We start from the raw sequence: 21,106 nt of genomic DNA on the forward strand, positions 1-21,106 counted from the left end.
GGAGTTTTTTATTTTATGAGTAAGCTTTTATTATAGAATTCGACAGAATTTTAAACTAACATTTTAACTCATGAATTCGATTTGGTGCTTCGAAGATGTCAATCTTTTCAAATTGTTATGCCCTCATAAATACAAAAACTTCAAAAAGGACCATCAAATGAATCATTATAACAAAAGGGATTTTATTTATTTCGAGGAAGATCATTCCAACAAAGTATATCTCATCGAAAAAGGAAAAGTGAAAATTGGTTACTATACTGAGGATGGCCAAGAAATAACCAAAGCTATTTTAAGCACGGGGGAGTTATTTGGAGAGAAAGCCATTTTGGGTGAAGATAAAAGGAATGAATTTGCCCAGTCCATTGAAAATGACACAACGCTTTGCCCAGTGGGTGTAGATACCATGTATGGATTGATGAGGGATAATAAAACCTTTAGTTTTAGGGTGTATAAATTAATTGGCCTTCGGTTTAAAAAGGTAGAACGCAGACTGCAATTGTTATTGTTTAAAGATGCTAGAACCAGATTACTGGAGTTTTTGGAAGAGTTGTGTGATGAATTTGGTTATGATTGTAAGGGAACTGGAAATCGAATTATTAAGCATCCTTACACCCAAAAAGATATGGCTTCATTAATTGGAATTTCAAGGCCAACTCTCAATATTCTAATGAATGAATTAAAAGAGGAACATCTTATCGATTTTAATAGGAAGGAAATAAGAATGTATAAAAAAATCACGAGTGTTAGATAGCTAACATTTTTTTTCTTTTTCATTGAATAGCTTTGATTAATTATTAAAAAAATCTAGTTATCATGAGAAAGAGAATATTTTTTTAGCACTATTGTTTGTTTCATTTTTAGCGTGTAACAACGATGATGACAACATGAGCGTGGTGCCTTCAGTTGAAACACCTTTAGATCCTGCTACAGCTCCTAGAGTAAGTATTGATAGGTTTAGTATGGATGCAGGAACTTTAATGGTTAGGACTGCCAGTAATGGTCTTCCAGAGGCTAATGAGCCCATTAATTTTGACATGGGCGAACCTTTTTTAACCCAAGGATTGGCACCAAATGGAAACTTGGTAAGGTATTATAATTTTGATGTACAAAGTACTGTTTCAGCACCCATTTATTTGTTTTTTGATTCCGAAGGAAATCCAGTAGAAGGTCAGATTAATATAATTGATGTAGTACCAGGTGATCCAGGATATAATGACTTTTGGCAAGTAAATAGGGTGACCGTTTCAGATTCTTATGTGGCCAATACCATTACCAATGAGGCAGACCTATTGGCTTCAGATTTTAATATTGAAATGACTTCAATCATTGTTAATTGTCCCGTGGTTCCAGAGGGATCGACTGCTACTATGCGGGTTAATAGCGAGGATGACTCCCTTCATATGGGATGGTATAAAGACCAAGTTGTTTTTTACTTTTCATTTTTTGAAAAATTATTGGATGGAGGAACGTCTAATATGGTTCCTTTGTCGCCTATTTTTGTCAGCTTTAATATTAATCCAGATCCTAATAATTCAGAAAGCGGTCCTGCCTCAGGATTCTTGACAGAAATGGGGACAAGCCAAACTCACAATGTGATTGCCTCTGTACCGCAAGACGATTTTTATTCACCACTATGGAGTGTCAATGTTTATGATAACGCCGATTTTGAAAATGTAGGTGATCTAGCTTCAGCAGGAATGGCTACTATTTTGGCTACCGGTGTGGCTACCGTGAATTGTCCTGTTGTTTTCATGGAATAAAACTCCAAAAAATGGGTTTTTGTTAGTTGAAAAGCATATTTTCATAGAATGGAAATATGCTTTTTTTGATTGCCATGAACAAAAAGAAATCAGGAAATATTTTATTCTGGGTATTTTTAGTGTTACTGATAATCCCTCAGTCCCGAAAAACAATTCAAATAGGTTTAAATAAGGCGTTGGGTATTTTTTCTCCAAGCCAGATTAATGAAAAGGACCAAGTTATAATCAATGATTTTAATTGGAAGTTAATCGATGAAAACGGAGTAACGGTTAATTTGGAAGCTTTAAAGGGAAAAGTGATAATCATGAACTTTTGGGCTACTTGGTGTCCGCCTTGTATAGCCGAAATGCCAGATTTGCAAGAGTTGTTTGATACTTTTGATACCGAAAAAGAAATCAGCTTTTTATTTGTGACTTCTGATCCGTTTACGAAAACTACAGCATTCAAGGAAAAAGAGGGGTTTACTTTCCCAGTTTTTAGGCCATTGGAAACTTATCCAAAGGAATTAGAGCATACAACCATTCCTCAAACTTTTATAATTGATAAATCGGGTAAAATTGTTGTAGATAAAAACGGAGTTGCTAATTGGAGTAGCGAAAAAACAATCCAATTAATCAATGACCTGCTTTCCAAATAAACGCTTGTAAATTTCCATAAAAAACAGATTGCTCAAAATAAGGCTGAAAGCATAGATGCTATCTTCGATAGGGATCGTCCATAGTCTGATACCTAGATTTTCGAGATTGTTGTACCAAACCACCTCGTCTTCTATTAAACTACCAGTCAAAATACCATTGATGATAAAGAATGGGATCAACATCACCATAAACGTCCAAAAATAGGTGTTAAGGATCTTAGGAAACCATTTAATTGTAACCAAAAGAAGAAGAATGGCATAAACATTATTGACAAGGGTGTACCATTTGTCATAATACATGAAACAAAGAATAATTAAAATGGTCAAAAGAAATCCTGTTATCACTTTTACTTGTTTAATTTCCAATTTTAGTTTTGGAAATAAGATCATCAAAGAGTGATGCATGAAAACACAGGCATAGGGAATACAAATAAAAAATAACCATTCTTCTATAGGAATGGAGAGTAATGGTATATTTAAGAAGTAGGAAGAATTGAAACCCCAGATTTCATTTTGGGTAAATAGGATATCCCAAGGAATATAAAGTACCATGGAGCAAAAAATACCAAAAAATAGGGGTTTCCATTGTTTTGTAAATGCTAGCTTTGGATGAAAACTAAACAAAAAAGGGATAGAGAGGGATCCTAAATCCAGAAGAAGATATAGGTAATTCATCTATTTGACTTTGAAGTATTTTAAAGGGACGAAGAGCATGCCAAAGCATTCACCGTCATTTTTACCTAAATGTTTGTGGTGCATTTTATGGGCTCGCCTGATGCCTTTAGCATACCTGTTGTTGGCATTTCTGAAAATCTTAAATCGCTGATGAATAAAAATATCATGCACTAAAAAATAGGTACATCCATAACAAAAAATTCCTAATGCTATGGGCAAGCAAAACCAAATGTCTTCATATTTCCATAGGCAGAAGCATACTATACTGACTAAGGCGTAAAAAATAAAAAAGGCATCATTTCTTTCAAACCAACTGTCGTGATCTTTTCTGTGGTGGTCTTTATGAAGATGCCACAAGAACCCATGCATAATGTACTTATGTGTAAACCATGCCATAAATTCCATGAAGCAAAAACTTCCTACAAAGACTAAAATCCAATATACTATTTCCATGTTACATTAAATTTAGTTGATATTTAACATAACTACGAGTAAGTAACTCGATTTTTTTGTGGTTTGGAACACGAATTCTAGCAGATTTAATTTGAAGTGCAGGTGTTTTCTTTAGTTTTTTAAGTAATTGGCTGTAATATCTATAGGCCATAAAAACACCAAATCGAGCCTCCATAGGTAGTTGTTTAATACCAATAAGCGCTTTTCTAAAGTCTTCTTCAATGTCCTCAATGATTTCCTTTTTATCAGTTTCAGAAAGGTTGTTGAAATCGGCATTTGGAAAATAGGATCTTTCAAGATCTTCAAAATCGGCTTTTAGATCCCTCAGGAAGTTGACTTTTTGAAATGCAGATCCTAGACTCATGGCACTATCTTTTAAAGAATCATACTTTTCTTGATCCCCTTTAACAAACACTTTTAGGCACATGAGACCTACTACATCTGCAGAACCGTAAATGTAATTTTTAAACTCTTCAGGAGTTTCATAATTCGATTTGTGCAAATCTAGTTTCATGCTATGCATAAACGCATCAACCAAATGTCGGTCCAAACCATATTTATGATAGGTCTCTTGAAATGCATTTAAGATAGGATTTAAGCTAATCCTATTTTGAAGGGCTAAATCCAAATCTTTTTCAAACCAATGAAATAGAAAATGTTTGTTGTAATCATGAAATGAATCTACAATTTCATCAGCGAATCTTACAAATCCATAGATGTTGTAAATGTCTTGTCTAATAGATTTGGACAATAGCTTAGTAGCCATTGAAAAAGACGTGCTGTAAGTAAGTGTTGTAATTTTACTGCATTGATGTGAAACTTGATCAAATAGTGCTTTCATAATTAATAGGATGGTATTTATTGATAAGGTTTGCTACCAGTTTCCCAGAGATTAAAGAGGGTGGAACCCCTGGTCCAGGAACTGTAAGTTGTCCAGTAAAATAGAGATTACTTATTTTTTTACTTTTCAATTTAGGTCTTAAGAAAGCTGTTTGGAGAAGGGTATTGGCCAGCCCGTAAGCATTTCCTTTATATGAATTGTAGTCTTCTATAAAATCTTTTACACAGTAAGATTTTTTGAATAAAATATGCTTTTTGATATTTTGATCGGTCAAGCTTTCAAATCGCTCTACTATTTTCTCGAAATATTCATTTCTGAGTTCCGGAGTGTCTTCTAAACCTGGAGCTAGTGGTATTAAAAATATGCCAGCTTCTTGACCTTCTGGAGCTAATAAACTATCGGTTTGTGATGGGAAACTAGCATAAAATAGAGGCTTTTCAGGCCATTGAGGTTCATCATAAATGGCTTTGGCGTGAATATCAAAATCAGTGTCAAAGAAAAGCGTATGGTGATTAACGTTTTTTAATTTTTTATCAAACCCGACATAGAATAAAAGGGAGGAGGGAGCAAACGTTTTTTGGTCCCAGTATGATTCCGAATATTGTCTGTGGGATTTACTCAGAAGGTTTTCTGTATGGTGATAATCTGCGCCACTGACCACGATATCACTTTTATAGAAGGTTTGCCCACTTTTAACTCCCGTGGTCTTTCCATTTTGAACCGTAATTTCAGCCACTGGAGAATTGGTGATGATCTGTACACCTAATTCTTCAGCTAACCTTTTGATGGCATTAACAACTTCAAACATGCCTCCTTTAGGGTGAAAGGTCCCAAGGCCAAAATCAGCATAATTCATGAAACTGTAAAAGGAAGGTGTTTTACTGGGTTTGGCTCCAAGAAATAATACCGGAAACTCTAGTACCTGAATCAATTTTTTATTTTTGAATGTCTTACGCACATCCATAGAAATGGTGCTAAAAAATTGATTGAGTTTTTTGAATGTATCCCAAGTAATTAATTCGGAAGGAGATTCCCCAGGCCTGTAAACTAAATCTTTGATTGCTATATTGTAATTGTCCTTGGCTTGATGGATAAACTGTTTTAGTTTAATCGAACTTCCTGATTCTATTTCTTCAAATGCGATGCAGATATCATCCAGGTTATCTCCAATGGTTATTAGGTCATTATTACCAAAATAGACCGAATAGGCGGGATTCAATTTTTCCAATTGGTAGTAATCTGATGGAGATTTACCAAAATCCTTAAAAAATCTTTCAAAAACATCAGGCATCCAGTACCAAGTGGGGCCCATATCAAAAGTAAACCCTTGATGTTTATATTGTCTGGCCCTTCCTCCAATAGAGGAATTTTTTTCAAGGATGGTCACTTTATCACCCCGCTTTGCCAAGTAGCACGCAGCAGCTAAAGAAGAAAATCCGGACCCTATGATAGTTATAGTATTCATTCTGTTTAACAAATATAGTAAAAAGCTAAACAATAATACTAATACTACATAGCTTTAACTAAATTTTGGATGGATTCATAGGTTTTAATGGTCTTGGGAAGCGTTTTTAGATCGATACAATCGGTTTGCCTACCCAATATGTGTAAATGATGATTTGAATTGTTTAGCAACTCTGTATGAAATTCGGCCAAATAGTTATCTATATTCTCACAGGTAGGATTAACCGTGAAATATGTTATGAATTCGATATAATCATAGTTTTTGACCAAATCTTTTAAACTGTTAAGTGGCACACTGCCTCCTAAATAAATGGTTTGAAATCCTTCCTTTGTTAATTGGTAGTTTACATACTGAAGACCTAGTTCATGAATTTCATAATCTGGTAGGAATAGTGCGTATACTTTTTCATTTTTTGAAACATCAGCAGATTGATATTTCTCAGTATTGACCAAAATTTTCTGTTTAATCAATTCTGAGATAAAATGCTCTTGGGCGGGTGTAATGGTTTTTGTTTGCCATAAAAACCCAATTTCTTCTAAAAGAGGCATAAAAACCTCATGAAATATTTCTGAAAAGGACTTTTCTGTTTCTAATTTTTTATATGTATTTATAAAAAGAGCTTTATCAAAATTGATGGTTGCTATTTTAAAAATGTTCAGAATATGGTCTTCATTTGAAGATATAGTGAGCAATTTAGCTTTATCTAGGATTTCTTGATTGCTTAGTTGAGATATTTTAGAAATCTTATAGCCATTATTATATAAAGCCGTCACATTTAATAGTTTCTGAAGGCTGTCAATACTATATGTTCTAATATTAGTCTCAGTGCGGTTTGGTTCAAAAAGGTTATAGCGTTTTTCCCAAATTCTTATGGTGTGCGCTTTGATCCCAGAAAGGTGCTCTAGGTCCTTAATACTGAACTCACTTTTAATATTGTTCATTTTTTCAAATAAAATATTAAACAAAAATAAACAAAAAGATGGATAAAATGAAGTAGCTTGGGAAAAAGTGCGCACGAGAAGACTCGAACTTCCACGATCTAAGCGATCATTAGGCCCTCAACCTAACGCGTCTACCAATTCCGCCACGTGCGCATGAAGTATTCAAAAATAAAAAAAGTTAAGCATATGCTTAACTTTTTTTTGTGACCTGGCTGGGGCTCGAACCCAGGACCCTAACATTAAAAGTGTTATGCTCTACCAGCTGAGCTACCAGGTCAAACGTTTCCTTGTTTGCGGGTGCAAATATAAAAGCTTTAATTGATTTTACAAACCCTTTTCAAGATATTTTTTTCTTTTTTTCTTTTGTTTCTTTGTGAAGGAATTTGAAATACAGAGAAGGAACTTCATGAAGATTATTTTAATGGGCTATATGGCCTCTGGAAAATCATTAATTGGCAGACAGTTAGCAAAAGATTTGTCTGTGGCTTTTATAGATCTTGATCATTACATCGAGCAAAAAGAAGCGAAAAGTATAGGTGAAATTTTTTTTGAAAAAGGTGAAATATATTTTAGAAAAAGGGAACATTTCTATTTAAAAGAGCTTTTAGAGGGGTCAGAAAAGTTTGTTCTTTCCTTAGGGGGAGGTACTCCCTGTTTCTCAAATAATGCAGAATTATTATTTGATAAAAACCATTTAAATTCCTTTTTTCTCAATGTTCCGCTATCGGAATTACTTCCAAGGTTGATGAAAGAAAAATCCCAACGACCTTTAATTTCTCATATTCATAGCGAAGAGGAGATGGCTGAATTTATAGGAAAGCATTTATTTGAGCGTTTGCCTTTTTATAATAGGGCAGACCACAAAATAAATGCAAATCAAAATGTAGATAAGGTGATAGAAGATATCGTTGTCAAGTTATTCTAAATAAGCTTCTGCTTTTCCCTTAGTCAAATTAACATGGATGTGTTCATGTAAGGAAGTAGAAAGGGAAATTCCTTTGAAATCTGCCTTAACAGGATATTTTTTATGATTTCTATTGACCAATACAGCGGTCTTGAACTGTTTTAAAGGTACATCAAGAAAATGTTTCACCCCATAAATTAAGGTAGTTCCTGAATTAAGAACATCATCTATCAAGACAATTGATTTGTTTTTGTAGTCTTCTGACTTGATGGATGTCTCTATGGGATTTAAGGGATTCTTTTTATCTATAATTACTCTACAGAGAACTGGCTTAATATCTGAAATATTTTCAAGAATGGTTTTAAGCTCATTTGCTAATTGATACCCATTTTGGTCTATACCGGCAAGGATAACTTCCGTTTCATTCACATTGCTCTCATAGATTTGATAAGCAATGCGTCTTATTTTATTTGTGATTTCTTGATGGTTAAGTATGATATTTTTCTCTGTGGTCATCCTTTCAAAAAGTTTTATCAAATATAAGCATTGGTTGTTCAAGTTTTATTCACTTTCATCATAAAAATCATCGATATCTCTTCGGTCTTTTTTAGTCGGTCTCCCAGTACCTTTTTTTCTGTAATAATCCTGCGAATATTTGAGGAGTTCTTGAGCTTCAAATTCAGATTTTGGAGTCGTGTCTGTACGGTAAATGTCAACCAATTTAGCTCCTACTCGGTTTGGAGGAATATCATTTATGGTTAAACTGTAATTAATCTGCTCTTTTCTAAGTAGAATTTTATCGGTAGGAAATACATCTCTACTGGGTTTGGCAACATCCCCGTTAATCTTTACATGGCCTTTTTTACAGGCAGTCGTGGCCAAACTTCTTGTTTTGTAATATCTCACACACCATAGATACTTGTCAATCCGCATAAAACTTATAAATCTACGTTAATATTTTAAGACAAAATTATTAATAAATTGTATCTTGCGCTTAAAAATTTATGAATATGAAGTTAAGAAAAATCAGTCTTACCTCTATCTGTTTATTATTGGTTCTTGCTGCCTGTAAAAAAGATGATGAATCCTATACGACTATTCCAGATCGTGATAGGCAAGAGGTTTATGATGAAGATTTAATTAAAATAGAAGAGTTTCTTGCCACACATTTTTATAATTATGATGAGTTTGATTTTGACAATCCCTACAGTGAGGCAAATGATAATTTTCAAATTGTTTTTGATACCATAGAAGGTGATAATGCTGATAAAATTCCATTAATTGATCAAGTAGATTTTAAAATAGCCTATTCCTATGCAGATGATATTGAGTATAAATTATATTATCTAAAGGTGAGAGAAGGGAATGGTAAAGTTCTTCACGGAACAGATGAAGCCTATTTAAACTACCAAGGTTTAAATATGGCCAATTTAGAACAATTTGATGGGACTGTAAATCCTACTTTATTAAATTTAACTACGGTTAGTACAGCTATAACGGGAGTAATTGATGGATTTAGACAAGGATTAACGGAGTTTAAAACGGCTTCCAATATGACAGCAAATACAGGACCAAATGGTGAGCCAGATAATACCTATACATACCACGGCCACGGTATAGGAGCTATTTTTATTCCTTCCGGATTAGGATACTTTTCTTCGCCTTTAACAACAGTGCCAGCTTATTCCTCTCTAATATTTAATGTTAGATTATATAACTTAAACCATACAGATTTTGACCTGGATAATATCCCTTCTTATATGGAAGATTTGAGTGGAGATGGGGATCCTTATACGGATGATACGGATGGGGATTTGGTTGCTGATTTTATGGATAATGATGACGATGGTGATGGAACGCTTACAAGAGATGAAATTGATTATGGAGAATACACGATTTCTGTAGGAGATCCTGATCCTGAATTTGCAGAGAATGAATATGAGGTAAGTAGAGAGCAATTGGACAATACCATAACCATTAGTACCATTATTTTAACTGATACAGACGGTGATGGCACTCCAGATTATTTGGACAGTAGCATTAATTAACAGTTTTAGTTATAAGGAATAAAAAAAAGCGGCCATTTTGAAGCCGCTTTTTTTATTTATAAAACAAGAGATAAACTTAATATTAATTGATCGGGTCTAGTGTCTATTCTTCCCATTGAAACACCATTGTTGTTTAGAAATACGGCTTCATTGTGACCGAACCCTCTTTCATATCTTACATCAATTCCTAATCGATTTAAATTAAAACCTAAACCAACATTTAGACCTACTGTAAAATCACTTTCAATATCATCAATATTGATGCCTTCAAATTCGGTATCCAAAATATATTGAAAAGCGGGTCCAGCAAAAATACTAATGGGGCCAAACCTTAATCCGGCCAATAAAGGGGCGTCTAATTTTTGCATTTGAAAGCTACCACTGTTGTAGTCACTTTTCGTTTGGGTAAATATTAATTCTGGCTTTAGGAAATGTCTATTCCCAAGTTTACCAAAAATCCCAAAGTGATATCCAATGTTTCGATCAGGTTTTTCAGCAACAGCGCCAATGGTTTCTATATAGTCCCCATTGGCGCTGTAATTGACTCCGGCCTTAAAACCAAAGCCAGATCTATTTTGAGCTTGTATTGTAGTCGTGACCAGCATTAATATCAGGCCACAGACAAGAAAATGTTTTGCCATATTCCGTTTTGTTTTAAACTAAAACGAAAGATAAGACGGTTTATTTTCTTTTTATAACAGCTTCTGCAGCTTCTGCCACAGATTTACTATCCAAGCCATATTTTACCATTAATTGTGCTGGTGTACCAGATTCACCAAAGGTATCCTTGGTAGCAACAAATTCTTGTGGAGTAGGCAATTTGGAAGCTAAAACTCTAGCAACACTTTCTCCTAAACCACCAAGATAGTTATGTTCTTCAGCAGTTACAATACATTTGGTTTTTGAAACAGAATTTAAGATGGCTTCTTCGTCTAAAGGTTTAATAGTATGGATATTGATGACTTCAGCAGAAATTCCTTTTTCATTCAAAATTTTAGAGGCTTCAAGCGCTTCCCAAACTAAGTGACCGGTAGCTACAATCGTTACATCTGTTCCCTCTGTTAATTGAATAGCTTTACCAATTTCAAATTTTTGGTCGGCAGGAGTGAAAATAGGTACTGAAGGTCTTCCGAATCTTAAATAAACAGGACCTTCGTGCTCTGCAATAGCAATGGTAGCTGCTTTGGTTTGATTATAATCACAAGGGTTAATAACAGTCATGCCTGGAAGCATTTTCATCAATCCGATATCTTCTAAAATTTGGTGGGTTGCCCCATCTTCTCCCAAAGTCAAACCAGCGTGAGAAGCACAAATCTTCACGTTTTTACCAGAATATGCAATAGATTGACGTATTTGATCATAAACCCTACCTGTGGAGAAGTTGGCAAACGTTCCTGTAAAAGGAATTTTTCCTCCAATGGTTAATCCGGCAGCAATACCCATCATATTAGCTTCGGCTATTCCGATTTGAAAAAATCTATCTGGGTTTTCTTTGATAAATTCTCCCATTTTTAATGAAGGAGTTAAATCAGCACACAAGGCCACAACATCAGGATTGGTTCTACCTAATTCAGCCAAACCATCACCAAAACCACTTCTTGTATCTTTTTTCTCTGTATATGTGTATGTTTTCATGTTTTTCTTATTGCGGATTAATAATCTCCTAAAGTTTCAGGGTTTTGACTTAAGGCGTTTTCTAATTGCTCGTCATTAGGAGCTTTTCCATGCCATTCATGGGTATGCATCATAAAGTCCACACCATGACCCATTTCAGTTCTTAGTAACACACACACAGGTTTTCCTTGACCTGTTTTTGATTTGGCTAATTCCATCCCTTTTAAAATAGCCTCAATATTGTTTCCGTCAATAATTTCCACAACATCCCATCCAAATGCTTCAAATTTGCCTTTAAGGTCTCCCATAAAGAGTACTTTGGTTGTTGGACCGTCAATTTGTTGTCCATTCAAATCCACTGTACAGATGATATTATCAACATTTTTGGCAGAAGCATACATGATAGCTTCCCAGTTTTGACCTTCTTGAAGTTCACCATCTCCATGAAGACTGTAAACTAAATGAGAGTCGTTGTTCAATTTTTTGGCTTGAGCAGCTCCTAAAGCAACACTCATTCCTTGTCCTAATGATCCAGAAGCAATTCTCACACCAGGTAACCCTTCATGCGTAGTAGGGTGTCCTTGTAATCTGGAATCAATAAGTCTAAAAGTGCTCAATTCTTCTACTGGAAAATAACCGGCTCTGGCCAATACACTGTAGAATACTGGGGAAATATGTCCGTTTGATAAGAAGAATAAATCTTCTCCAATACCGTCCATATCAAAACCTTCCTTACGGTCCATGATTTCATTGTAAAGAGCTACCAAGAACTCTGTACATCCTAATGAACCACCTGGATGGCCTGAATTTACTTTGTGCACCATTCGTAAAATATCTCTACGAACCTGTACAGCCAAATCGTTTAATTGTTGTGTGTTTGACATGTTAAAATCTCTTAGTTTCAGTCTGCAAAATTAGTTTAAATGTGTCTTAGGGCAAAATTAGTTATCCCTAATTATTAACTAATTGCAAGATACAAAAAGTGTAAAAAATACACTTAATTAAATTTAAATTTTATTAAGAATGATATATAAGGTAGTTGATTATCTTTGTGCCCGTATGAAATTTCAGTATGATATTTGAATTAAACGGAAAAGACCCTAAGTCTAAGGCAAGAGCAGGAAAGATAACTACAGATCACGGAGTAATTGAAACACCCATATTTATGCCGGTGGGTACAGTAGGTTCTGTAAAAGGAGTGCACCAAAGAGAACTTAAAAATGATATCAACCCTGATATCATTTTAGGAAACACCTATCATCTTTATCTTAGGCCTCAAACCCAAATTTTAGAAAAGGCTGGTGGTTTGCATAAATTTATGAACTGGGATCGAAATATTTTAACAGATTCTGGGGGGTATCAAGTTTATTCTTTATCTGCCAACAGAAAGATTAAGGAAGAAGGAGTTAAGTTTAAAAGTCATATAGATGGAAGTTATCATACATTTACTCCTGAAAATGTCATGGAAATCCAAAGAAGTATTGGGGCAGACATCATCATGGCTTTTGATGAATGTACACCTTATCCCTGTGATTATAATTACGCAAAAAGATCGATGCACATGACGCATAGGTGGCTTGATCGCTGTATTAATCATTTAGAAAAAGTACCCTATACCTATGACTACAGTCAGGCATTTTTTCCAATTGTTCAAGGAAGTACATATAAAGATTTAAGGAAACAATCTGCCGAATATATTGCTGGCGTTGGTGCTGAAGGAAATGCTATCGGTGGCTTATCTGTTGGTGAACCAGCGGAAGAGATGTATGCTATGACAGAAGTAGTTTGTGAGATTTTGCCAGGGGAAAAACCTAGATATTTAATGGGTGTAGGAACCCCTATTAATATACTTGAAAACATAGCATTGGGAATCGACATGTTTGATTGTGTGATGCCAACTAGAAATGCAAGAAATGGTATGCTATTTACTGCACATGGTACCATAAACATCAAAAACAAAAAATGGGAAGATGATTTTTCTCCAATTGATGAAATGGGAATCACTTATGTAGATACCGAATATAGCAAAGCATACTTGCGTCATCTTTTTTCGGTAAATGAATTGTTGGGGAAACAAATTGCCACCATTCATAATCTTGGATTTTACTTGTGGTTGGTCAGAGAAGCAAGAAAGCATATATTAGCCGGAGATTTTGCAACTTGGAAAGATCAAATGGTAAAACAAATGGATAATAGATTGTAATGCTTAAAATCCTAGATTGGTACATATTAAAAAGGTATTTGGCCACTTTTTTTGTGATGCTTTTACTGTTTATACCTATTGGTATAACAGTACATTTAGCTGAAAAGATTGGTAAAATGATTGAGAGGGAGGCACCAATTGATGAAGTCCTTATATACTTTGTTAATTTCACTATTTATTTTGCCCATCTTCTATTTCCCTTATTTTTATTCCTATCAGTCATTTGGTTTACTTCAAAATTGGCAAACAATACCGAAGTCATTGCGTTTTTGAGTTCTGGGGTGTCTTTCTCAAGATTTCTAAGACCGTATTTAATAGGAGCAACAGTGGTAGCTATTCTCGCCCTAATTTTAGGTATGTACTTGGCTCCAGAGGCCAGTAAGGGGTTTAATGACTTTACTTATAAGTATTTAAAAAGTGCAAATGATTTGCAGCAAACAAGGGATGTTTATAGGCAAATTAATGAGAATGATTACATCTATGTAAGTGATTTTGACCCACGACAGAATATTGGAAGAAATTTTACTTTCGAGCACTTTGAGAATGATAAAATGATTTATAAAATAAGCGCCAACAGTATTAAATACAAGCCAGAAGATTCAACTTATCAATTAATCACCTATACTAAGAGAAAAATAGGACAGTTCAATGATATTTTAGAAACTGAAAGAAGGAAAGATACCTTGTTTTCTTTTGATTTAGAAGATTTAACCCCTGTTGAATACATAGCAGAAACCCTACCTTATGGAGAACTAAATCGATTTATCGCCAAGGAAGAGGCTAGGGGGTCTTCTTATATAAGTCGTTATAAATTGGTGAAATATAGAAAATGGAGTTTACCGGTCTCCGTTTTTATTTTAACAGTAATTGCCGTGGCTGTGTCCTCAAAAAAGAGAAGGGGAGGAATGGGAGTCAACTTGGCATTTGGTATTTGTATTGCCATGGTCTTTGTGTTTTTTGATAAAATCTTTGGCGTGATGGCTTCCCAATCAGACTTTCCCCCTTTGGTCGCAGTATGGTTTCCTAATGTATTATTTGGTATTTTAGCTCTTTACCTATTATACAATGCCAAACGATAAGCTCAAGAATTACCTTCATTTACATGTATTGGTTTTTATTGCTGGATTTACTGCTATTTTAGGTCAGTTGATCTCGTTACAGGCCATTCCTTTAGTCTGGTACCGAATGATTATAGCGTTAGTCCTGATGTACTTTTACATTTTGATAAGAAGGATAAATATTAAGGTTAGTCCACAATATCTTTTAAAGTTTTTTATTGCAGGTGTTATAATTGCACTTCACTGGATTACTTTTTTTCATTCCATAAAGGTTTCTACCGTTTCAATAGCTTTGGTCATGTTTTCTACCGGTGCTTTTTTTGCATCCTTTATTGAACCCATTATATATAAAAGAAAAATAATTTGGTATGAAACCATTTTTGGGATTATGATAATTGCGGGTGTTGCTATCATTATGAAAAGTGAATTCCATTATTTGGAAGGAATTATTTACGGTATTGTTTCTGCTTTTTTATCTTCCTTATTTGCGGTGCTTAATGGGAAATTTTTAGAACGCTATACGGCAACCACCATTTCCTTTTATGAGTTTATTAGTGGTGTTATTTTTATTACCATATTTATGTTCCTGTTTAATAGGGAATCCTTTGCAACGGTTAATAGTTTGATTCCAATGGATATATTGTATTTGCTCATCCTTGGATCTGTTTGTACGGCTTATGCTTTTATTGGTGCCGTTTATGTAATGCGCTATATCAGTCCCTTTACAGTGGTTCTAACCTATAATTTAGAGCCTATTTATGGAATCATTTTAGCTCTAATTATATTTTCAGAAGCAGATAAATTGAGCCCTAATTTTTTTGTAGGTGCTACATTAGTCTTTGCAGTGGTCATGGTTAATGGAATTCTAAAAAATTTAAAAAAGCGTAAAAAGAAAATATCCATACCTCGATAAGACGTTTAAAGTTTTTATATTTGTAAGCTAACTATAATTTAAAAGATAACTCCAATGGAATATTTAGAGTTTGAACTTCCTATTAAAGAATTAGAAGAGCAATTAACTAAGTGTGAGTTGATTGGCGAGGAAAGTGATGTAGATGTTACTGAAACTTGCAAGCAAATTGAGAAAAAGTTAATAGCTACCAAGAAAGATATTTATAAGAATTTAACGGCTTGGCAACGTGTTCAATTGTCAAGACACCCTAATAGACCTTATACCCTAGACTATATAAAAGCCATTTGTGGAGATACTTTTTTAGAACTTCATGGTGATCGTAATGTGAAAGATGACAAAGCGATGATTGGTGGTTTGGGTAAGATTGGAGATCAATCTTATATGTTTATTGGTCAGCAAAAGGGATTTAATACCAAAACCCGACAGTACAGAAACTTTGGAATGTCTAATCCAGAGGGATATCGTAAAGCCTTACGATTGATGAAATCGGCTGAAAAATTTGGTGTTCCTGTTGTTACTTTAATCGATACTCCAGGTGCTTATCCAGGTTTGGAAGCTGAAGAGCGGGGACAAGGAGAAGCTATTGCAAGAAATATTTTTGAAATGACCCGACTACAAGTACCAATTATAACTATTATTATTGGTGAAGGTGCTTCTGGAGGTGCTTTAGGAATAGGTGTTGGAGATAGAGTATTAATGTTGGAAAACACTTGGTATTCTGTGATTTCTCCAGAGTCTTGTTCTTCCATTCTTTGGAGAAGTTGGGAGTTTAAAGAACAAGCTGCTGAGGCTTTAAAATTGACAGCTACCGATATGAAGAAACAAAAATTGGTAGATGAGATTATTAAAGAACCACTTGGAGGTGCACATAGCGATAGAGAAAAAACTTTTTTAAGCGTCAAGGATGCTATCGATAGAAATTATCAAGAACTTAAAAAGTTATCACCAAAAGAATTGGTTGATCAACGTATTGATAAATACTCCAATATGGGTGTATTTAAAGGATAATACCATTGAAACATAGATGACAAAAATCTGGAATGTTCTATTTCAGATTTTTTTTATGCTTATTAACAATATAATTAAGTTATTAACAGTTAGTTTGTTGAAGGCCTGTTAAAATCACAACCCGAATTAAACCTAACTTTTAATTCAATTTATATACATTCGTATTTATGAAACAACCCAATCAGCTCCAAGGCATTCAAATCGATAAAGGCACAATAATAAATTTAGAGCGAGGTAAAATACCTCCTCAATCTATTGATTTAGAGGAAGTTGTATTAGGGGCTATGATGATTGATAAGAAGGGTGTTGATGAAGTTATCGATATTTTAAGTCCTGACGCATTCTACAAGGAAAGCCATAAGCACATTTTTGAAGCTATTTTTCAATTGTTTGAGGGTAGTGAGCCAATCGACTTATTAACCGTTTCAAGTCAATTAAAAAAGAATGGCAAGTTAGATTTAGTTGGAGGTGATTTTTACCTTATTTCCTTGACTCAAAAAGTGTCATCATCGGCGCATATTGAGTTCCATGCCCGTATTATCCTTCAAAAATTTATTCAAAGAAGTTTGATTAAAATTTCGAGCGAAATTATTGAGGATGCCTACGATGAAACTCAGGATGTTTTTGATCTTTTAGATAGAGCAGAATCCAAACTCTATGAGGTGACTCAAGGGAATATCAAGAAATCAAGTGAGTCTGCATTGGATTTGGTAATTCAGGCTAAGAAGAAGATTGAAGAAATCTCAAATAAGGAAGGTTTGAGTGGGATTCCAACAGGTTTTACAAAATTGGATAAACTGACTTCAGGTTGGCAGGAAAGTGATTTGATTATTGTGGCGGCTCGTCCGGGTATGGGTAAAACAGCCTTGACGCTATCTATGGCAAGAAACATTGCAGTAGACCAAAATATTCCTGTGGCATTTTTCTCTTTGGAGATGGCATCAGTACAGTTAATCACACGTTTGATTTCCAGTGAAACAGGTTTGTCTTCAGAAAAATTGAGAACTGGAAAGCTTGAAAAGCACGAGTGGGAGCAGCTAAATGTGAAAGTGAAAGGCCTTGAAAAGGCACCTTTGTATATTGATGACACCCCATCTCTTTCCATTTTTGATCTAAGAGCAAAAGCTAGAAGGCTTGCTTCTCAGTATGGTATTAGAATGATCATGATTGATTATTTACAGTTAATGACTGCCGGTGGATCCCAAAAGGGAGGAAATCGTGAACAGGAAATTTCCATGATTTCACGAAACTTAAAAGCACTTGCCAAAGAATTAAATGTACCAGTAATTGCACTTTCTCAGTTATCGCGTGCCGTAGAAACGAGAGGGGGAAGTAAAAGGCCTTTGCTATCCGACCTGCGTGAATCTGGAGCGATTGAGCAGGATGCCGATATTGTATCATTTATTTACCGTCCGGAGTATTACAAGATTGAAGAATGGGATGATGAAGAACGTTCACCAACCGAAGGTCAGGCGGAATTTATTGTTGCCAAACATAGAAATGGAGGGTTGGAAAATATTCGATTGAAGTTTATTGGTCATCTTGGTAAGTTTGATAATTTGGATGATTTTGACTCACCTTTTGAATTCCAGAGTAAAATAAATTCTGTTAGTGATGAAATAAAATCAGATCACTTTGGTTCACCTTCAGATGCATTTGGTAGCCCAGAGTTTCCAGATGAAGATGATAACGAAGTACCTTTCTAATAGCCCGAAATAAATAATGGATAAATTAAGAACCACCAACATTTTGTTGCTTATAGTTGTCATTCCATTGGTATTCTATTTGCTCAAACTTTTATCGTTTATTCTTATTCCCATCTTTTTTGCAATGTTTATAGCATTGCTTTTTTTGCCTATAATGCGATGGTTTTCAAGAAAAGGACTGCCTAAATTTGTAGGTATATCAGTGGTGATTCTTTTAATTATTGGGGGATTGAAAATTGGATTTGAACTGATTCACATCTCAGGAACAGAAATTTTAAATTCAGAATCCAGTTTTTTTGAAAAGGCCGAGACTAAAGTACTAGCACTTGTTGACAATATTGAAACTAGCTTTAACATTCAGATTCCAAAGGATAAGCAAAGTATAACCCAATCAGCAGTTAAAGACAATATCATACCTACATTAGATTTTCTCCGAAAATCAATTACAATGGTTTTGATGACGGTTTTCTTTGTGGTGTTGTTTCTTGCAGAATCCATAAATTTTCATACCGTTTTACAGAGTACCATTTTAAAGACGAAGCATACCTCGGTAAAGGCTTTTAGAAAAATTGAAAAGGATTTAATAGTATTTATAGAAGTTAAATTTTTGGTTAGTTTGGCAACTGGAATAGGTACTGGTTTGGCTTGTTTATTTTTTGATGTCAGCTTTCCTATATTTTGGGGACTATTTGCCTTTATCATTAATTTTGTGCAAATGGTAGGGTCTATAGTGACCGTTGTCCTTCTTTCCCTGTTTGCTTTTATTGAACTTGAACCCACCAGTGGTTTGTTGTTCTTTATTTTATCAATAACTGGCGTTCAAGTTTTATTTGGCTCTATTTTAGAACCCATTTTTATGGGAAAATCTTTTTCTCTTAATGTGGTAACTGTTTTGATTATGTTAATGTTATGGGGCTTTATATGGGGTGTGCCCGGATTAATTATGGCTATTCCAATTACTGTTTTTATAAAAATTATATTGGAACAATTTCCGCAAACTCGCATTATTTCCAAGCTTCTTTCTGCCAATCATGTTTAAAAATAGATGTATCTTGAGCTGATATTTTTAAAGGATTAAATATGGTTCATGGTACGCATAATGCATTGGATGACCCGAGAAACCGGGACATCAAAATTTCTATAAACGGTGAGTTTTTTAAACGAGAGGATGCCAAAATATCGGTCTTTGATAGTGGATATTTGGTAGGCGATGGAATTTGGGAAGCCTTGAGATTGCATCATGGTGTTTTGGTTTTTTTAGAAGATCACCTTGATAGAATGTGGAGCGCTGCAGCAAGTGTTGGAATGACGTTGCCATTTTCCAAAGAAGAGTTGACGCAAATGATTTGGGCTACTCTTGAAGAAAATGACATGACAGACCATGTTCATGTAAGAATCATGGTGACACGTGGAATCAAAAAAACACCTTCCCAAGACCCTAGGCTGACTATTTCTGGACCCAATGTGGTCATTATTCCCGAATATAAAATTGCTGATTCGACTAGTAAACATAAAGGAATCTCTTTATTCACAAGTACTATTAGACGTGGTTCCCCTGATTATCTTGACCCTCGATTGAATTGCCACAGTAAATTACATGAGGTGCAAGCCCTAATACAAGCAATTGAAGCTGGTGCAGATGAAGCACTTATGCTCGATATTAATGGATTTGTTTCTACTTGTAATGCTACCAATTTTTTTATAATTAAGAATAATGAAGTCTGGACATCAACAGGTCAATACTGCATGAATGGAATTACTCGGGGAAAAGTCATTGAAGTTTGTGGAAGAAATAATATACCATGTTTTCAAAAGGATTTTTCACTTTTTGATGTGTATTCGGCCGATGAAGCTTTTGTAACTGGAACTTTTGGTGGTTTGACTCCGGTAGTTAAAATCGATGGTCGAATCATTGGTGAAGGAACCTATGGCAATAAAACCCAAGAGTTAAGTCAGCTTTATGAAGATTTAATTCAAAACGAAATTGAGAAACTTCAAAATGGATAACTCAGAAATTACTCGTATCGCTTTGTGGTCTGGACCCAGAAATATTTCCACCGCTTTGATGTATTCTTTTGCTCAAAGAGAGGATACAAAAGTTTTTGACGAACCCTTGTATGCCTATTATTTAAGAAATACAATGGCCAAAGAATACCATCCCGGAGCTGATGATATCTTAAAATCCCAGAATAATGATGGGGATCAGGTGGTCAAAATGATGGTGACAGAAGATAGCAAACCCGTTTTGTTCTTTAAAAACATGACCCATCATTTATTGGATTTGGATCGAAGTTTTATGAACCAAATGCAAAATGTCATACTTACAAGGAATCCAAAGGAAATGATTCCCTCCTTTGCCAAGGTGATTGATAATCCTACCATTGATGATATAGGTTATGCAATGCATACAAAACTTCTTAGGTACTTTGAAGAGAACAACATTAATTTTACGGTACTTGATTCTAAACAGGTGCTTTTAAATCCGAAGAGAACCTTAATACTTTTATGCGAAAAATCAGGGATTCCTTTTGATGAAAAAATGCTTTCATGGGAACCGAAGCCCAGGCCTGAAGATGGCGTTTGGGCAAAATATTGGTACAAAAATGTACATCAGTCAAATGGATTTGGAAAGTATGAGCCAAAAGTAGAACCATTCCCTGAAAATCTTCGAGAGTTATTGAAAGAATGCCAATCTCATTATGAAATTTTAAAGGAATACAGTATTGGTTAAAATTATGATAAACCTGATTAAAGGGGATTTTTTTAAGTATCTTTCATGAGTAAAAATGCTATAAATTCCGAAAAGGAGAATAAGAAAATGAAGAAGTTATTGCTCTTACTATGTTTTTTGATGTCTTTGAACACATTCGCATCATATA

At 34.7% G+C, this 21,106-nt stretch carries 23 protein-coding genes and 2 tRNA genes; 13 read left to right on the top strand and 12 right to left on the bottom strand.

Annotated features, from left to right (window positions below; genetic code table 11):
• Nucleotides 1-157 precede the first annotated feature (157 nt).
• From GZ212_RS12330 to GZ212_RS12340, 3 genes are all read left to right on the top strand, one after another.
• A complete protein-coding gene (locus tag GZ212_RS12330; protein ID WP_370520485.1) occupies nt 158-751 on the top strand; it encodes a Crp/Fnr family transcriptional regulator in 594 nt (197 codons plus the stop codon).
• Between the two features lie 91 nt (nt 752-842).
• A complete protein-coding gene (locus tag GZ212_RS12335; protein ID WP_206080438.1) occupies nt 843-1,760 on the top strand; it encodes a hypothetical protein in 918 nt (305 codons plus the stop codon).
• A gap of 56 nt (nt 1,761-1,816) precedes the next feature.
• Entirely contained in the window at nt 1,817-2,398 is a 582-nt protein-coding gene (locus tag GZ212_RS12340) for a TlpA disulfide reductase family protein (RefSeq protein ID WP_240923812.1), read from the top strand.
• Here GZ212_RS12340 and GZ212_RS12345 read toward each other — a convergent pair.
• From GZ212_RS12345 to GZ212_RS12375, 7 genes are all read right to left on the bottom strand, one after another.
• Nucleotides 2,372-3,073, bottom strand: coding sequence for a lycopene cyclase domain-containing protein (locus GZ212_RS12345; protein WP_166960699.1), 702 nt, complete (start codon nt 3,071-3,073; stop codon nt 2,372-2,374). The two genes, GZ212_RS12340 and GZ212_RS12345, sit on opposite strands and share 27 nt — an antisense overlap.
• A complete protein-coding gene (locus tag GZ212_RS12350; RefSeq protein WP_053971834.1) occupies nt 3,074-3,526 on the bottom strand; it encodes a sterol desaturase family protein in 453 nt (150 codons plus the stop codon).
• A gap of 1 nt (nt 3,527) precedes the next feature.
• The gene (locus tag GZ212_RS12355) at nt 3,528-4,367 is read right to left on the bottom strand and encodes a phytoene/squalene synthase family protein (RefSeq protein ID WP_166960702.1); all 840 of its coding nucleotides are present in this window, start codon (nt 4,365-4,367) and stop codon (nt 3,528-3,530) included.
• Nucleotides 4,351-5,832 carry an NAD(P)/FAD-dependent oxidoreductase gene (locus tag GZ212_RS12360; protein WP_166960705.1) on the bottom strand — a complete coding sequence of 494 codons (1,482 nt, stop codon included), beginning with the start codon at nt 5,830-5,832 and terminating at the stop codon, nt 4,351-4,353. Before GZ212_RS12360 ends, GZ212_RS12355 begins: the two co-directional genes overlap by 17 nt.
• A 44-nt stretch (nt 5,833-5,876) precedes the next feature.
• Entirely contained in the window at nt 5,877-6,773 is an 897-nt protein-coding gene (locus tag GZ212_RS12365) for a MerR family transcriptional regulator (RefSeq protein ID WP_166960708.1), read from the bottom strand.
• 68 nt (nt 6,774-6,841) lie between these two features.
• Nucleotides 6,842-6,926, bottom strand: a tRNA-Leu gene (locus tag GZ212_RS12370).
• A 51-nt stretch (nt 6,927-6,977) separates the two neighbouring features.
• Nucleotides 6,978-7,050, bottom strand: a tRNA-Lys gene (locus GZ212_RS12375).
• Between the two features lie 129 nt (nt 7,051-7,179).
• Between GZ212_RS12375 and GZ212_RS12380 the strand changes: the two genes are divergently transcribed.
• A complete protein-coding gene (locus GZ212_RS12380) occupies nt 7,180-7,698 on the top strand; it encodes a shikimate kinase (RefSeq protein ID WP_166960711.1) in 519 nt (172 codons plus the stop codon).
• Here GZ212_RS12380 and GZ212_RS12385 read toward each other — a convergent pair.
• Together GZ212_RS12385 and GZ212_RS12390 are read right to left on the bottom strand one after the other, a co-directional pair.
• The gene (locus tag GZ212_RS12385) at nt 7,690-8,193 is read right to left on the bottom strand and encodes a phosphoribosyltransferase domain-containing protein (protein ID WP_166960714.1); all 504 of its coding nucleotides are present in this window, start codon (nt 8,191-8,193) and stop codon (nt 7,690-7,692) included. The genes GZ212_RS12380 and GZ212_RS12385 overlap by 9 nt on opposite strands.
• Before the next feature lie 45 nt (nt 8,194-8,238).
• A complete protein-coding gene (locus GZ212_RS12390) occupies nt 8,239-8,610 on the bottom strand; it encodes an RNA-binding S4 domain-containing protein (protein WP_053971839.1) in 372 nt (123 codons plus the stop codon).
• Between the two features lie 77 nt (nt 8,611-8,687).
• Between GZ212_RS12390 and GZ212_RS12395 the strand changes: the two genes are divergently transcribed.
• Nucleotides 8,688-9,725, top strand: coding sequence for an FKBP-type peptidyl-prolyl cis-trans isomerase (locus GZ212_RS12395; protein WP_166960717.1), 1,038 nt, complete (start codon nt 8,688-8,690; stop codon nt 9,723-9,725).
• A gap of 56 nt (nt 9,726-9,781) precedes the next feature.
• Here the strand turns inward: GZ212_RS12395 and GZ212_RS12400 are convergent, their stop codons facing one another.
• The 3 genes from GZ212_RS12400 to GZ212_RS12410 are packed head-to-tail and all read right to left on the bottom strand — an operon-like array spanning nt 9,782 to nt 12,223.
• Nucleotides 9,782-10,366 carry a porin family protein gene (locus tag GZ212_RS12400; RefSeq protein WP_166960720.1) on the bottom strand — a complete coding sequence of 195 codons (585 nt, stop codon included), beginning with the start codon at nt 10,364-10,366 and terminating at the stop codon, nt 9,782-9,784.
• Nucleotides 10,367-10,406: 40 nt separating this feature from the next.
• A complete protein-coding gene (locus GZ212_RS12405; protein ID WP_053971842.1) occupies nt 10,407-11,360 on the bottom strand; it encodes a transketolase family protein in 954 nt (317 codons plus the stop codon).
• Between the two features lie 17 nt (nt 11,361-11,377).
• Complete coding sequence (locus GZ212_RS12410) at nt 11,378-12,223, bottom strand: transketolase (protein WP_053971843.1); 846 nt, start codon at nt 12,221-12,223, stop codon at nt 11,378-11,380.
• A 188-nt stretch (nt 12,224-12,411) separates the two neighbouring features.
• On the opposite strand from GZ212_RS12410, the gene tgt reads away from it, so the two are divergent.
• From tgt to GZ212_RS12450, 8 genes are all read left to right on the top strand, one after another.
• Nucleotides 12,412-13,542 (top strand): tRNA guanosine(34) transglycosylase Tgt, encoded by a 1,131-nt coding sequence (gene tgt / locus GZ212_RS12415; RefSeq protein ID WP_166960723.1) that lies wholly within the window; start codon nt 12,412-12,414, stop codon nt 13,540-13,542.
• Nucleotides 13,542-14,621 (top strand): LptF/LptG family permease, encoded by a 1,080-nt coding sequence (locus GZ212_RS12420; RefSeq protein WP_082316573.1) that lies wholly within the window; start codon nt 13,542-13,544, stop codon nt 14,619-14,621. The genes tgt and GZ212_RS12420 overlap by 1 nt, the downstream gene beginning before the upstream one ends.
• Entirely contained in the window at nt 14,608-15,513 is a 906-nt protein-coding gene (locus tag GZ212_RS12425; RefSeq protein WP_166960726.1) for a DMT family transporter, read from the top strand. Before GZ212_RS12420 ends, GZ212_RS12425 begins: the two co-directional genes overlap by 14 nt.
• A 54-nt stretch (nt 15,514-15,567) precedes the next feature.
• Nucleotides 15,568-16,521 (top strand): acetyl-CoA carboxylase carboxyltransferase subunit alpha, encoded by a 954-nt coding sequence (locus tag GZ212_RS12430; protein ID WP_053971846.1) that lies wholly within the window; start codon nt 15,568-15,570, stop codon nt 16,519-16,521.
• 167 nt (nt 16,522-16,688) lie between these two features.
• On the top strand, nt 16,689-18,227 hold the full coding sequence (dnaB, locus tag GZ212_RS12435; protein ID WP_053971847.1) for a replicative DNA helicase: 1,539 nt from the start codon (nt 16,689-16,691) through the stop codon (nt 18,225-18,227).
• A gap of 16 nt (nt 18,228-18,243) precedes the next feature.
• Entirely contained in the window at nt 18,244-19,266 is a 1,023-nt protein-coding gene (locus GZ212_RS12440) for an AI-2E family transporter (RefSeq protein ID WP_166960729.1), read from the top strand.
• A gap of 41 nt (nt 19,267-19,307) precedes the next feature.
• Nucleotides 19,308-20,234 (top strand): aminotransferase class IV, encoded by a 927-nt coding sequence (locus tag GZ212_RS12445; protein WP_166960732.1) that lies wholly within the window; start codon nt 19,308-19,310, stop codon nt 20,232-20,234.
• Nucleotides 20,227-20,958: a sulfotransferase family protein gene (locus tag GZ212_RS12450; protein ID WP_240923813.1), complete on the top strand. Its 732-nt coding sequence runs from the start codon at nt 20,227-20,229 to the stop codon at nt 20,956-20,958. The genes GZ212_RS12445 and GZ212_RS12450 overlap by 8 nt, the downstream gene beginning before the upstream one ends.
• Nucleotides 20,959-21,106: the final 148 nt, after the last annotated feature.

It is taken from the genome of Mangrovimonas sp. CR14 (assembly GCF_011764015.1).
GTDB lineage: Bacteria > Bacteroidota > Bacteroidia > Flavobacteriales > Flavobacteriaceae > Mangrovimonas > Mangrovimonas futianensis.

Bases quoted from the DNA above. Each gene is read 5' to 3' on its own strand.
- GZ212_RS12360 (WP_166960705.1), bottom strand. From the start codon at position 5,832: ATGAATACTATAACTATCATAGGGTCCGGATTTTCTTCTTTAGCTGCT.
- GZ212_RS12365 (WP_166960708.1), bottom strand. From the start codon at position 6,773: ATGAACAATATTAAAAGTGAGTTCAGTATTAAGGACCTAGAGCACCTT.
- GZ212_RS12450 (WP_240923813.1), top strand. From the start codon at position 20,227: ATGGATAACTCAGAAATTACTCGTATCGCTTTGTGGTCTGGACCCAGA.
- GZ212_RS12410 (WP_053971843.1), bottom strand. From the start codon at position 12,223: ATGTCAAACACACAACAATTAAACGATTTGGCTGTACAGGTTCGTAGA.
- GZ212_RS12355 (WP_166960702.1), bottom strand. From the start codon at position 4,367: ATGAAAGCACTATTTGATCAAGTTTCACATCAATGCAGTAAAATTACA.
- GZ212_RS12425 (WP_166960726.1), top strand. From the start codon at position 14,608: ATGCCAAACGATAAGCTCAAGAATTACCTTCATTTACATGTATTGGTT.
- GZ212_RS12430 (WP_053971846.1), top strand. From the start codon at position 15,568: ATGGAATATTTAGAGTTTGAACTTCCTATTAAAGAATTAGAAGAGCAA.
- GZ212_RS12345 (WP_166960699.1), bottom strand. From the start codon at position 3,073: ATGAATTACCTATATCTTCTTCTGGATTTAGGATCCCTCTCTATCCCT.
- GZ212_RS12395 (WP_166960717.1), top strand. From the start codon at position 8,688: ATGAAGTTAAGAAAAATCAGTCTTACCTCTATCTGTTTATTATTGGTT.
- GZ212_RS12405 (WP_053971842.1), bottom strand. From the start codon at position 11,360: ATGAAAACATACACATATACAGAGAAAAAAGATACAAGAAGTGGTTTT.
- GZ212_RS12400 (WP_166960720.1), bottom strand. From the start codon at position 10,366: ATGGCAAAACATTTTCTTGTCTGTGGCCTGATATTAATGCTGGTCACG.
- GZ212_RS12350 (WP_053971834.1), bottom strand. From the start codon at position 3,526: ATGGAAATAGTATATTGGATTTTAGTCTTTGTAGGAAGTTTTTGCTTC.
- GZ212_RS12445 (WP_166960732.1), top strand. From the start codon at position 19,308: ATGGTTCATGGTACGCATAATGCATTGGATGACCCGAGAAACCGGGAC.
- dnaB (WP_053971847.1), top strand. From the start codon at position 16,689: ATGAAACAACCCAATCAGCTCCAAGGCATTCAAATCGATAAAGGCACA.
- GZ212_RS12380 (WP_166960711.1), top strand. From the start codon at position 7,180: ATGAAGATTATTTTAATGGGCTATATGGCCTCTGGAAAATCATTAATT.
- GZ212_RS12385 (WP_166960714.1), bottom strand. From the start codon at position 8,193: ATGACCACAGAGAAAAATATCATACTTAACCATCAAGAAATCACAAAT.
- GZ212_RS12330 (WP_370520485.1), top strand. From the start codon at position 158: ATGAATCATTATAACAAAAGGGATTTTATTTATTTCGAGGAAGATCAT.
- GZ212_RS12340 (WP_240923812.1), top strand. From the start codon at position 1,817: ATGCTTTTTTTGATTGCCATGAACAAAAAGAAATCAGGAAATATTTTA.
- GZ212_RS12440 (WP_166960729.1), top strand. From the start codon at position 18,244: ATGGATAAATTAAGAACCACCAACATTTTGTTGCTTATAGTTGTCATT.
- GZ212_RS12420 (WP_082316573.1), top strand. From the start codon at position 13,542: ATGCTTAAAATCCTAGATTGGTACATATTAAAAAGGTATTTGGCCACT.
- GZ212_RS12390 (WP_053971839.1), bottom strand. From the start codon at position 8,610: ATGCGGATTGACAAGTATCTATGGTGTGTGAGATATTACAAAACAAGA.
- tgt (WP_166960723.1), top strand. From the start codon at position 12,412: ATGATATTTGAATTAAACGGAAAAGACCCTAAGTCTAAGGCAAGAGCA.